At 47.6% G+C, this 13,194-nt stretch carries 11 protein-coding genes; all 11 read left to right on the top strand.

Going from position 1 to position 13,194, the window contains the following annotated elements; genetic code table 11:
- Window positions 1–9 precede the first annotated feature (9 nt).
- The 11 genes from pepT to ABD846_RS12135 all read left to right on the top strand — a co-directional run bounded on the left by pepT (window position 10) and on the right by ABD846_RS12135 (window position 13,192).
- Window positions 10–1,257: a peptidase T gene (gene pepT / locus ABD846_RS12185; RefSeq protein WP_344827324.1), complete on the top strand. Its 1,248-nt coding sequence runs from the start codon at window positions 10–12 to the stop codon at window positions 1,255–1,257.
- 14 nt (window positions 1,258–1,271) lie between these two features.
- On the top strand, window positions 1,272–2,666 hold the full coding sequence (locus tag ABD846_RS12180; protein ID WP_344827322.1) for a hypothetical protein: 1,395 nt from the start codon (window positions 1,272–1,274) through the stop codon (window positions 2,664–2,666).
- Entirely contained in the window at window positions 2,663–5,665 is a 3,003-nt protein-coding gene (locus ABD846_RS12175) for a M1 family metallopeptidase (RefSeq protein WP_344827320.1), read from the top strand. The genes ABD846_RS12180 and ABD846_RS12175 overlap by 4 nt, the downstream gene beginning before the upstream one ends.
- A 35-nt stretch (window positions 5,666–5,700) precedes the next feature.
- Window positions 5,701–6,669, top strand: coding sequence for an isoaspartyl peptidase/L-asparaginase family protein (locus ABD846_RS12170; RefSeq protein WP_344827317.1), 969 nt, complete (start codon window positions 5,701–5,703; stop codon window positions 6,667–6,669).
- Window position 6,670: 1 nt separating this feature from the next.
- On the top strand, window positions 6,671–7,243 hold the full coding sequence (rdgB, locus tag ABD846_RS12165; protein ID WP_344827315.1) for an RdgB/HAM1 family non-canonical purine NTP pyrophosphatase: 573 nt from the start codon (window positions 6,671–6,673) through the stop codon (window positions 7,241–7,243).
- Window positions 7,244–7,615: 372 nt separating this feature from the next.
- Window positions 7,616–7,831, top strand: a complete 216-nt coding sequence (locus ABD846_RS12160) for a hypothetical protein (RefSeq protein WP_344827312.1) — start codon at window positions 7,616–7,618, stop codon at window positions 7,829–7,831.
- Between the two features lie 4 nt (window positions 7,832–7,835).
- The gene (locus ABD846_RS12155; protein ID WP_344827309.1) at window positions 7,836–9,509 is read left to right on the top strand and encodes a T9SS type A sorting domain-containing protein; all 1,674 of its coding nucleotides are present in this window, start codon (window positions 7,836–7,838) and stop codon (window positions 9,507–9,509) included.
- 462 nt (window positions 9,510–9,971) lie between these two features.
- Entirely contained in the window at window positions 9,972–10,724 is a 753-nt protein-coding gene (locus tag ABD846_RS12150) for an FkbM family methyltransferase (protein WP_344827307.1), read from the top strand.
- A gap of 130 nt (window positions 10,725–10,854) precedes the next feature.
- Window positions 10,855–11,166: a GIY-YIG nuclease family protein gene (locus ABD846_RS12145; RefSeq protein WP_344827304.1), complete on the top strand. Its 312-nt coding sequence runs from the start codon at window positions 10,855–10,857 to the stop codon at window positions 11,164–11,166.
- Window positions 11,167–11,290: 124 nt separating this feature from the next.
- Entirely contained in the window at window positions 11,291–12,412 is a 1,122-nt protein-coding gene (locus ABD846_RS12140) for a GNAT family N-acetyltransferase (protein WP_344827301.1), read from the top strand.
- Between the two features lie 24 nt (window positions 12,413–12,436).
- Window positions 12,437–13,192: a tRNA pseudouridine synthase A gene (locus ABD846_RS12135; RefSeq protein WP_344827299.1), complete on the top strand. Its 756-nt coding sequence runs from the start codon at window positions 12,437–12,439 to the stop codon at window positions 13,190–13,192.
- Window positions 13,193–13,194: the final 2 nt, after the last annotated feature.

The raw sequence follows: 13,194 nt of genomic DNA, 5'->3' as shown, positions 1-13,194 counted from the left end.
CAGCATATTATGTCAATACAGAATTATGAACACACTACTGCCGAGCGCCTGATGCGTTATGTGCAGATCGATACACAAAGTGACCCCTCGTCTTCCACACAGCCCAGTACCGAAAAGCAGAAGGATCTGAGCCGTATGCTGGTGGAGGAATTGCATGCATTGAGCATCACCGATGCACACCTGGATGAACATGGCTATGTATACGCAACCATACCGGCTACCACGGATGGCGACATACCGACCATCTGTTTCTGTTCCCATGTGGATACAGCACCGGATTGTTCCGGCAAAGATGTTCGTCCGATCCTGCACCGTAATTATGATGGTTCGGATATTGTATTGCCCGATGATACTTCAGTGGTGATCACTACACAGGAGCACCCTTATCTGCTGAAACGTATCGGTGACGATATCATTACTGCTTCAGGCAAAACATTGCTCGGTGCGGATGATAAAGCAGGCGTAGCAATCATTATGGATCTCGCCGCTTACCTGATGCAACATCCGGAGATTCCGCATGGTAAGATCCGCATTCTGTTTACTCCGGATGAAGAAGTAGGCAGGGGTGTAAACGCCGTTGATATGAAAAAGCTGGATGCCCGTTTCGGATATACCTTAGACGGAGGGGAACGCGGCCATCTCGAAGGAGAGAATTTCAGTGCAGATGCTGCTGTGGTTACATTCCATGGTGTAAGTGCACACCCGGGATATGCAAAAGGGAAAATGGTGAACGCAATGAAGGTGGCGGCAGCTTTCCTGGATATGCTTCCCAGAAATGAATGGTGCCCGGAAACCACTTCCGGTGATGAAGGCTTTGTTCATCCGGTAAGCCTGCAGGGAGAACTGGAGCGTGCAAGTGCTACGTTTATTGTGCGTGATTTTAACACGGCTCAGTTGCAAGTGCATGAGGAACGCCTTAAGTCGCTTGCAGCAGCGGCCGTCGCATCCTTCCCCGGTTCTTCCTTTGAGTTTACGGTGAAAGAGCAATACCGCAATATGGCGGAAATACTGGTGCAGTATCCTGAAGTGATGGCAAATGCCGAAGAGGCCTACCGCCGCGCGGGTGTGCCTTGCGAACGCATCAGTATCCGCGGTGGTACCGACGGTTCCCGTCTTTCTTTTATGGGAATGCCCTGCCCGAATATTTTTACCGGAGAAATGGGTATTCACTCTAAGCAGGAATATGTAAGCGTTCAGGATATGAACGCTGCTGTGTCTATTTGTGTTCATCTGGCTCAGGTTTGGGCCGGCAAATAAACGGGGAGCGATAATTGGAAACAGCAAAGCTGCCTAAAAAGCTGATCTTCTGGACAGGCACCATCGGTTTTCTGCTGATGGTGCTGGGTTCATTGTTTTATTGGAAAGAACGCATGGCTTTCACAGATGCGGCATACCATTTGTTCCACATCCTGGCGAGAAATGAATACGCAATTCAGAGCTCACGTTTTGTCGCGTATTTCACACAGAGTTTCATACTCTGGCCCTCACGCTGGGGCGCACCGTTGTCTGTTGTAGCGCAGTTGTATTCGGCAAGTTTTCCTGTTCTTTACCTGTTATGTTTCTGGACCCTGACACTGGTGTTCCGTAATTACAGACTGGGATTAGCCTACCTTTTGCTGAGTTTCCTCATGACGACAGCCTCTTTCTTCTGGTGTCTTTCGGATATCATTCAGGGCTATGCGTTCCTGTTTATTTATCTCGCTTTTGTGCTGCGGTATGTCGAGCAAGGAAAGCGATTGAATCTGCTGCACCGGCTGCTGATGCTGGTGTGCCTGGTTTTTTCTGTCTTTTCACATCCGCTGATGCTGTTTTCCGCAGGTTTTATTTACCTGTTTTTTATCGTTCGTTATCCGGCATTCCGGCGCATGCTGTTGTTTGAGTCTGCCGTCTTTCTGGTATTATTTGCGATCAAAACTTTTGTGTTCATCAGTCCTAATGACGCGAATGCTTCAAGTGCGTTTAAGAGCGGACTTAAACTGTTTCCCTACCTCGACTTACGTGCCAACAGGGATTTTCTGGGTTTCCTGGTACGGGATTATTACTGGGTGGGCATACTGTTCTTCGGGGCATTATGGTTCTATCTGAAAAACGGAAAAAAGTGGCATGCAGCTTTCCTCGCCTGCGCTTTTATCGGTTATGTACTGCTGAATAATATTACAGCTCCCGGCGGAACAGATCAGTTCTATGTGGAGAACCACTACATGGGCATCTGTGTATTTGTGGTATTCCCTTTTGTATGGGATATGCTTCCCGGTATGCGTATCACAAGGCTACGATCACTTTTTTTGCCTTTCGCCATAGCAACCAGTTTGCTGGGTGTATACCGGCACCATTTCATTTTCACGGAACGGGTCGATTGGATCGAAGGTCTGATCGGCCGTATGAAAAGCGAGAGGAGCGACAAGTGGATCATACGTAAAGAAAATGCTCCGCAGGACAAATTATTTATGTTCTGGGGTGCAAGCTTCGAGGTATGGTTACTGTCTACCGTGGAGGAAGGACAAACCTATTCTGCGATCATACAGGAGCGTGATGGAGAATTTGACGATGGGCTTTACTGCAACACCTGTTTGCGTACCACCTGGGAGACGTTCCCGTATGAAAAGCTGAATCCCCGTTATTTTGTATTCCGGCACACCGGCTTTCCTTATTCCTTTCATCAATGATCCGGAATGCCACACTTTTATTGTGCTGTTTCCTGCTGGCGCAAACAACATGTGTGCTGGCTTACTGGCAACAGCGTACGGATGTTTCCATAAATGTATTACTGGACGATCAGGCGCATATGCTCCATGGATTCGAATCCCTGAAATATGTGAATCAGTCACCCGATACACTGCATACCCTGATCTTCCATCTGTGGCCGAACGCATATAAAAATGACCGGACTGCCTTCTGCGACGAAATGATTCAGCGCGGCAAAACAGATTTTTATTATGCAAAGGAATCGGAGCGCGGATGGATAGACAGCCTGAGATTCCGCTCTGAAGGACTGTTAATCGACTACAAGCCTTTCGAAGAAGCCTCAGATATTATTCAGCTGGAACTGAATCGTCCTCTGCCACCGGGTGACAGTATGGTCATTGAAACACCTTTTCGCGTAAAGATACCACGCCAGTTTTCCCGCCTCGGACATTCAGGCAATGCTTACTTTATCAGTCAATGGTTCCCCAAACCGGCCGTCTATGACAGCCGGGGCTGGCATCCGCTTCATTACCTCGATCAGGGCGAATTCTTCAGTGAGTTTGGCTCGTATGACGTAGCGGTAACATTGCCGGAAAATTACGTGATACTGGCTACAGGTCAGCTGCAGGACGAAAGAGAGCGACATTGGCTCGATTCACTTTCCGAGCTTCCTTTACAAACGGATTCTTTTTACAGAAGCGCATCTGCACTTAAAACGGCAGGGACAAAAACCGTTCATTTTTCCGGACAGAACATCCACGATTTTGCCTGGTTTGCGGATAAACGCTGGATCGTCCGTGCAACATCATATGAAGGCCCGGCAGCTGCGGGACCCGTTAAGATATACACAGCCTGCCTGCCTGCTCATCGCCGTCAATGGAAGGATGCACCGCAAATGGTACGTTTCGCGCTCGAACAATATGGCACACGCGTGGGGCCTTATCCATATCCGTCGCTTAGTGTGGTGGAGGGAGATCTCCTGGCCGGTGGCGGGATGGAGTATCCCGGCGTGGCACTGATCGACCGGTCCGCAGTATCCGCGCTTTCCGAAGTAATTTTTCATGAGGTAGGCCATAACTGGTTTTACGGTACGCTGGCTTCCGATGAGCGTTCTTTCCCCTGGATGGACGAAGGCATGAATAGTTATTACGAGCGATTGACACAAAGGCTATGGCAGCAACAGCATAGCCTGCGCTCCGGACCCGGTATCGACGATGTGATCCCGTTTTACCTGCAGTCCGTACAGGAAGATCAGCCTGCCGGTCTTCCTGCCCCGGAATACCGCTACGTCAATTACGGCGGAGATATCTACGCAAAAGTCCCTCTTTTATTTGAAAGCGTTGCCGCATGTAACGGAACGGAGGAAGTTGACAGTATGTTCCGGGAATATTACCGTTCCTTCCGATTCCGGCATCCGTACCCCGCAGACTTCGATACTATTTTCGCACGCCACTTTGCGGCGAAGGGCTTTTCGTCGTCTTGGCTGCATGCATCACTTGCGTCCGATCAGCCGCTTAAACTCAGCATCCGTTCTGCACGCTCTATCAATCATGGGGTACAGGTGCGCCTGCAAAACAAATCTGATATCGCTACAACAGCGCTGTTGCAGATTGGGGAATCCGGGTTATTAGTGCAAAAAGCAGTTCTGTTTCCGGCGCATAGTGACACCACGCTGACCGTCGATTCCGTAACTTCCTGGAAGTATGCGTCGATCGCTGGCGCATGTACGGATTATTCCTTAAGGGATAATAGTGTCTTCAACAGACTGTTTCGTCGAAAGGGTGTATCCATCGGGCCGGGTTTCGGACTGCAGCGCACACCCGCGTATCGTATTTTTGCGGCACCGGTTCCCCTGTACAATATTTACGACGGCCGGTCCGTCGGTATCATGCTGCATAATCTCAGCTTTCCGCTCAGCCGGTTTCAATTTATTATTGCACCGGTGTTCAGTATGGGTTCCGAAAGGATGAACGGAGTAGCGGGACTATCTTATTCCTGGTATCCCCGAAAATCATTTCTGAAGGAAATCCTTCTGCAAACAGATCTGAAAACGTTCAGCCGGGATAAAAGCGATCTGAATATAAAAGACCCGCTCTTTGCCCGTTATTTTAAAGAAGCCTCCGCACTGGAAATCGTATTCCGTAACAAGGATCTGGTCTCGCCCGTTCATCAACATGTCCTGTTCAGGCACTACCATGTTTATGAGCAGGGTTTCGGATACAGTCTTAGTCCCGCCGATAGTTTGTACCGGCCTTATCTGGTCGGGCAGTCAAACAATTATTTTTTAGTGAAATATGCTTATCAGAACCGGCAGACTTTCCACCCCTACGGTTATGCCATGCAGGCGGAGCTGGGAGCGACTTTTGTTAAGTTAGGACTTGAAGCGCGTAAACGCATCGATTACGATTTACCCCATAAGTCGCTTTATCTGAGAGCCTATGCGGGTAAGTTCTTAGATCTGCAAAACACCAGTTCAAATTCCCGCTATTGGCTCAATAGCACATTCACCGGAAAAAATGATTACCTGTATGACGCATTGTTCACCGGCCGCTCAGAAATAAGCGGTTTCAGCGCCGCACAATTGTATGAAAAAGAAGGCGGGGCCAAGACGCCCACCAACCAGTACATTAATCCCCTGGGCCGTTCGGGGAATTGGCTGCTTGCGTTAAATCTCAGTTCAGACCTGCCCTTGGGCAAACTTCCGTTACGAGTGTATCTTGACGTACAGACAACCGCTGATGCGAAACGTCTGAATCCTGCAGGGAATGCCGTTTCTTTTCAGTCCGGACTAGAACTCCATCTGATCCGCAATCTGGTACACGTCTATATGCCGTTATTGCTCAGCAGCGACTACCAGGATTATCTTAAGAGCGTTTTCCCTAAAGACCGTTTACTGAAAAGTGTTACGTTTTCAGTACAGATCACCGACTTCAACTGGATGCGCACGCACGAGCGGTTGTTCGGTTTGCTCGTGCAATAAATCGTCTATCTTTACAGCTTAAATCAATGCCGATAATGCAAAAATTGACTCTCATCATACATGGTGGCGCCGGTAATATCTACAAAGGGATGCTCACGGAACAGCAGGAAACTGATTATACAGACGGACTCCGGTTTGCACTGGACAAAGGTTACGGGATACTGCAGCAGGGCGGAACTTCCATAGATGCTGTGAAGGCTGCTATCGCGGCAATGGAGGATAATCCTTTGTTCAATGCGGGACGCGGGGCGGTGTTCACCAAGAAAGGCTTGCATGAGATGGATGCATGCATCATGGATGGAAAGGATCTGAGCGCAGGTGCAGTAGCGGGTGTTCGCCATATTAAAAATCCTATCCGGCTTGCAGATGAAGTCCGTTGCCATTCCGGACACGTATTTCTCAGCGGTTCCGGCGCAGGAGAGTTTGCGTTGCAGCAGGGAATAGAAACCGCTCCCGATGAATATTTTTTCAATAAAGAACGCTATGAGCAATGGATAGAGATTCGTGACAGTAATTTTTATCAGCTCGATCATAAAGCAGATAATCTGAAAGGAGTGGCTCCCAATCCCGATCATAAGTTTGGGACGGTGGGTGCCGCGGCTTGTGATATGTATGGCAATATTGCTGCCGGTACTTCCACCGGAGGTATGACCAACAAAAGGTTCGGTCGTATCGGTGACAGTCCTGTAGTGGGCGCCGGAACTTATGCAAACAATGATACCTGCGCCATTTCCTGTACGGGACACGGAGAGTTTTTCCTTCGGGCCGCGGTGGCACACGATATATCCTGTCTTATCGAATACAAAGGGCTGTCGCTTGCAGACGCATGCCGCCTGGTGGTGAAAGACAAACTCGTGAAAATGGGCGGAGAAGGCGGATTGATAGCGGTGAATAGAATAGGCGAGTTTTGTTTTTCTTACAATTCGGCAGGAATGAACCGGGGCGTGCGTACCAGTGAAGGAACAGATTACGTTGCGTTTTATGGCGATTCCAAAGACAATTGATATGACGCAACTCGTACTGGCATCACGCAATAAAAAGAAAATTAAAGAACTGGCTGAGCTATTATCCGGGGTGCAGGTCCTGTCCCTGGACGATATCGGATTCAGGTCTGAAATTGAAGAGCCTTATCTGACATTCCGCGAAAATGCCTGGCAGAAGGCGAATACCGTATTTCAGTTTTGCGGATTAAATGTGCTCGCTGACGATTCCGGTATTTGCGTTCCGGTACTGAATAATGAACCTGGTGTTTTAAGTGCACGGTATGCCGGCGAACACGCAAGCGACGACGCAAATCTGCGGCTCCTGCTGAAAAATATGGAAGGTCACACAGACCGGCGTGCATTTTATAAAGCGGTTTTGTGCCTGTTCTGGAACGGCGTGCCAAATTATTTCGAAGGCACCTGTCATGGTATGCTGTTGCGGCACGAACAGGGTAGCGGCGGCTTTGGGTACGATCCCATATTTGTACCGGATGGCTATGATGCCAGTTTTGGAGAGCTGGATGCTTCCGTAAAACAGCAGATATCGCACCGGGCAAATGCGATGCGACAGTTGATTGCATTCGTGCAGCAGTAATAAAAATGAACTTTTTTTGAGGCCCCTGCGTAAGTAGGGGCCTTTTTGTTTTTTATACCACTCTTCTATCTCGTCTTGCTGATTGTCAATTCGTTTGCACAATACGCGCAATGGTTTTCTTTAAAATACACTACAAAAGTACTGTTCGGTATTTTCGGACGCGGACCAGTTTTTGAATTGAGTATTGTACTCTTTGGCTACGCTTTAGTGAAAAAATACATAGAATAATTTTGGAACGTTTTTAGTATTTGTATTTCATGGGCGAAGGTTCCTTATAGGAAGAGGTTGCAGCACCTGTTTTTTACCGGCATTGTGACTTTGTACGATCAGGAGGGAGGAGTTCATTATTAATAACTAATAAACAGATTGACTATGCAGTATCTTTTGCATGATTTGATTCGACTACCCCTGGTCGAACGCCTGCGCATCATCGAACAGGTGTTACACGCAGATCCGGACACCTCAATTGTCTCGGAAGCGCTCAGCGATGTAATGAGCCAGATTTTTCCCTCTGGCGAAGCAATTATTATCGCCGATACCACAAACATAAAACCCGCTATTAATAATAATTCGACTCGTTATGCATAATAAAATGAAAAAAACAATTAAGGCGCTCGGACTGTTGGTTGCTCTGGGCATTGGCAGTGACGCGATGGCGCAGAGTGTTGCACTATATGGCGGTTCCAGTGCCGGTAAAAGTATCGGCGTAGGAGGGACAGATGCGGATGGTGCGGACTCCCTGTATATCGGTGCAGGAGCACACACCATCGATGGTACCTGGGAAATATTCAGTTCCTGGGTGATGATTGATCCGGCCGCAGTTATTACTGGTTCCGGTACGATCATTTTCAGAAATCCCGCCCTCGGTTTCGGCAGTTCCGTTCCCACCAAGATCGATGCCAATAATCTTAGTACCGCTATCGGGGTAAACGTGGAAATTGATAACGACCAGGCTCTGGAGATAACCGAGCTGCCCTGGTCCGGCGAGCTTTTAGCCATAGGCTGGACGCATAATACTGCCAACAATACACTTAGTTCTTCCGCGGATATCAACTTTAATGTTGACGGAGGAAACATCGTGTTGGGTACAGGTGTGAAAGGTGATCTGCACCTGACCAGCTCCGGAACCTTAACCGGTTTCCGCCCTACGCGGTATGTTGTTACAAACAACAGTATCCTCAGCCACGTACAAAAGGATGCATTTACCACGTTTACCTTCCCGGTCGGCAAAGGCAGCTCCGGCGATTACACTCCTGCAAAAATTACGAATACTTCCAGTAATACGGTTAGTGTAAGCGTTCAGGACTATGGAGCATCGACATCAGTGGAAGCGGTTGCAGATGGTACTGTTGCTACAGCTGACGGAATGAACCGTACATGGCACATTTTTGCGACAGATGCATTCGGAGCAAATGTAATGCTGCAGCACAACAACCTTACCAATCAGACTGATTTTGATGCCACAAGCAATTTTGTTACTCAATGGAGTGCCACTACACCGAATACAACGGGTGATAAATCCGTTGCGTTTTCCAATTCACCCTGGCAGACAAATACTGCAAAGTCAAGCAGCACAGGGGCATTGTCTTCGTCCGGATCTGTGTCCGGATCCAATGTGAATGACCGCGACTACAGTGCGCTGGCTACAAGTGGTACCGCTCCCGAAAGTTATTTCTCCAAAAGCTCTGATATAACTCATCCGCTGCCCCTGCAACTACTCAGTTTTACGGCCAAGTCGCGGGAGTGCGGTACGCAGTTGGAATGGACTACCGGTTTGGAAGACGGCATTTCATCTATGGAATTGCAGCGCAGTACAGACGGAAACGTATTTACTACTTTAGCTACCCTGCAGCCGCAAGGAAAACCGGCTTATTATACTGTCAACGACATTACACCGGTTGAAGGTATGAACCTGTATCGTTTACGGTTAAACGCTGCATCGGGATCATACAGCAATTCCACAGTTCTGAAGGTAAATATACATTGCGGTAATAAAGCAACAGTGAAGCATATTTCCACTTTCCCCAACCCTGTTACAGATGTACTGAATGTAAGCGGTCTGTCTTTGTCTGAACTCGCGCAACAGCAGGCACCGGAAAATTACAATCTGCGTATTGTGGATATGTACGGACGTGTTGTGCTCACTCAGGCAATCAAAGGAGATAAAGAGATCGTTGATATGAGTCAGCTCGCTCACGGAAATTACATATTACAGGTACAGAACGGAGGAACGATCACCGAAAATATTCACGTGCAAAGAGACTAATCAGGTATTCATTTTTCACGTCAGGACGATATTGTAACCAAAGGAATTTGATCAAGCAAGTACCTTATTCCCGATACAGGATACAGGTAACTTAATTCTTGTAATCCTCATCTGAAGAATCGGTTTTTATTTGTCGTCAGGCGTGTAATCAGGTGCACTCTGTATCCTTCAAAGGATCTCAGAGGCACCTTTTTTAATGCGTATATCGGAAGTAGCCCTACATTTTTTTTGCGGCATTGCAGAATCACTACAAAAGTAGGGTATGTCCTATAATAGCATGGTATGTGGTTTGTTTTATCATTCTATCAAATCGGAGTATGCACCCGTGTGCACATTCATCTTTCCGGATAGACTAATAAAATTAAAATGAGCACTACACTTCGTCGGTTGACTGTCCTCTGGTCCGTAACCTCCTTTAATGAATTTTTAATTATTCTTTACCATCACTTTTTAACCCGGCGATTGGCAAGTGTCCGTCCTGAGCTACATCGTTTATTGTTGTTCGTGGTTGGTTGTGTTAAACGTGATATCATCATGGACTGGCGGGGCGAATTACTGCTGCTGCATTGGAATGAGGCCGGACGTGAGGTTACTTTTTCAGTACGCAAGTACAGCCGTGACCTTTTTGTATTTGCCGATTTTTTCCTTGAAAGAGATTACGATAAATTTTGTGTTCTGCTGGAGAACAGGGTAGGTAATATGCGTTTCATCGTAGACGCAGGTGCCAATATAGGTTGTTCCGCTATTTTTTATAAATGCCGGTTCCCCGATGCAAAAATCGTTTGTATTGAACCGGAGTCTTCCAATTTCGATCTGCTCAACCATAACATTCAGGTTAACCAGATGCAGGACCAGATCGTGTCTCTCAAGAAAGCATTGTGGACGGAGAAAACTTCTCTCGATCTGATGCAACGGGACTGGTCGCACGATGGCTTCCTGGTTATGACAGGCGAACGTGAGGACGAGGTGATCGATCAGGTAGAGACCGTAACCTTAGCGGAAATTCAGGAGATTTTCGAATCAGGTCACATAGACCTGCTCAGGAAGATATTGAAGGTGCGGAAAAGGAATTTTTCTCTAAAAAGGAGCATACTTCATCACTCTGCGATCACACCAACGCCATTTTTATGGAAGTGCATCCTGAGTTTATTCCGGAATCTGAGGTTGTGCGATCCCTTTCCCTCATGCAATTCCGCTGCGAACCAATCCATATAACGGGGCAACCTGTTTCTATCTGCGCCACCCGCATACTGCAGTTGCTTTAGCAAAGGCCAAATCAAAATACTCGACCAACCTGTAAATAATCAGAAGAGAAATGCAACCACGAAACTGTGATCGATACAAAATGTTATACTCCGGAGATTTTACTGCTGAAGTTTACTACGTGTACATCACCGCAAATAAAAATAAGTCTATCATATATACCGGCGTAAGCACAGACTGGCGTCAGAGCATCGAGGAGCATCGCGAAGATGCACAAGGCGTCAAGCAGACTTTCCCCGGAAGGCACAATTGCGAATGGTTGTTATTGCTTGAGGAATACGGCACGCCAATCGAAGCAATCCGCCGCGAAAGACAGATTAAGAGCTGGGTGCGCGCCAAGAAAGAGGCCCTTATTTCGTCCGTAAATCCCAAATGGCGCTTCCTGAATAAATAGTTTCTGTAGTATGCCGCAAGTCCTGTTTTAAGGATGCTTTCCTGCACGCAAGGTAAGTGCTCCCGTTTCGTTCGCTTAACAAAAATGAACTATCTTGCTGCTCAGTTTATCAATCTACAGTGTTATGTCCGTTCAGATCAGGCCTTGTTCCAGTTCCGCAGATTTTAAAGCTTTTGTACAGTTTCCGTTCGACTTGTACCGGAACAATGCATATTGGGTACCTCCTATGAAAAAGGATGAACTCGCTGCGTTACAACCTGCTACTAATCCGGCGTTCCGCAATTGCGAAGCTCAGTTCTGGATAGCACTTGACGGAGACAAAGTGGTGGGGCGCATCGGCGCTATCGTGAACCACGTGTACAACGAAAAGACAGGGACTAAATTATGCCGTTTAAGCCGTCTGGAATTTGTGAATGATCGCTCTGTCAGCACAGCGCTGCTCCGGACAGCTGAAGAATGGGCAAAAAGCAAAGGCATGTCCGGTATACACGGTCCTTTGGGTTTTACTAACCTCGATCACCAGGCTATCCTCATAGAAGGTTTTGATCACCTGCCTTCCATCGCATCTGAATATCATTTGCCTTACTATAAAGAACATCTTGAAGCTGCAGGCTACGAAAAGGAAATGGATTGGGTCGAGTTTCGCCTGAAGCTTGAAAAAGAAATTCCTGAAAAGGCATTGAAGCTGAATGAAATGATCCAGAAGCGCTATAGTCTCAAGGTTGTTCATTTCAGCAACAGAGACGAAATGAAGGCCTATGCTCAGAAGATATTCGATCTGCTCAATAATGCATTCAGCGATTTGTTCAGCTTTGTGCCTATGGACCAGGAATTATGTACATTCTACATCAACAAATATTTCAGTTTCCTCAATCCCGAATTTGTAAAGGTGATAGAGGATAAAGACGCAAATGTGATCGGCTTTATCGTAAGCCTGCCTTCCCTGAGCGAGGCAATGCAAAAAGCCGGCGGAAAACTATTCCCATTGGGTTGGTGGTACCTGTCTCAGGCACTTAAAAAGCCCAGGGTGGTTGATTTGCTGCTTACCGGCATTCATCCCGACTGGCAGGCGCAGGGCGTAAGCGCATTGCTGATAACGGAGTTGCAGAAAGTGATGCAACGCCACGGCACGGAATTTGTCGAAACAACAGGGATGCTGGAAACAAATGAAAAGGCCATCAATCACTGGAAAAACTACGATCATATACAGCATAAGCGGAAACGGTGTTTCCGCAAAATGTTCTGATATCAGTAGTTTTGCAATCTGCCTATGCCCCGCTATTTTATTGAAGTAAGTTACAATGGTACCGCATTTCACGGTTCTCAGATCCAGGGAGACACACCCACCGTGCAATATGAACTGAACAAAGCGCTCAGTATCCTCTTGCGCCGCCCTGTGGATACCTGGGGGGCCAGCCGCACGGATGAGGGCGTACATGCCAGCTGCAATTTCTATCATGCGGATATGGAGGAAGCGCTTACTCCGCGACATATCTACAGTCTTAATGCCATTCTCCCTGCGTCAATGAGCGTTAACCAGATTTATATCCCGCAAAAGCAGGACGCGAACGCCCGTTTCGATGCAACAATGCGCCAGTACCGGTACCGGATTTACCACCGGAAAAATCCTTTTCTGTTTGAACGTGCTTATCATTTCCCCTATCAGTACGATCCGGAGATACTCAAACAAACGGCCGCAATACTGATGGAGTACACCGATTTTGAGAGTTTCAGCAAACGGAATGCGCAGACAAAAACGTATAACTGCACGCTGAGCAGATCAGAATGGGAACAGCATGGTTCCGAGCTGCACTACGTTGTTTGGGGAAACCGTTTCCTGCGTGGTATGGTGCGCGCTCTTGTAGGTACGCAATTGCGCGTGGCAAGAGGGAAACATGATCTGTGTGCATTCCGCGCTATTATAGAATCACGGGATTGTAACCGTGTGGACTTCAGTGTTCCGGGTTTCGGACTATACCTGGAGAAGGTTGTTTATCCCGAGGGACTGTTGCTGCCGGTTTCTTAAGG

The sequence above is a fragment of the Rurimicrobium arvi genome (assembly GCF_039540495.1).
In the GTDB taxonomy this organism is placed as follows: Bacteria; Bacteroidota; Bacteroidia; order Chitinophagales; family Chitinophagaceae; genus Rurimicrobium; species Rurimicrobium arvi.
The sequence above is the reverse complement of the archived record's forward strand: the minus strand, read 5'-3'. Positions and strand labels throughout refer to the sequence as shown.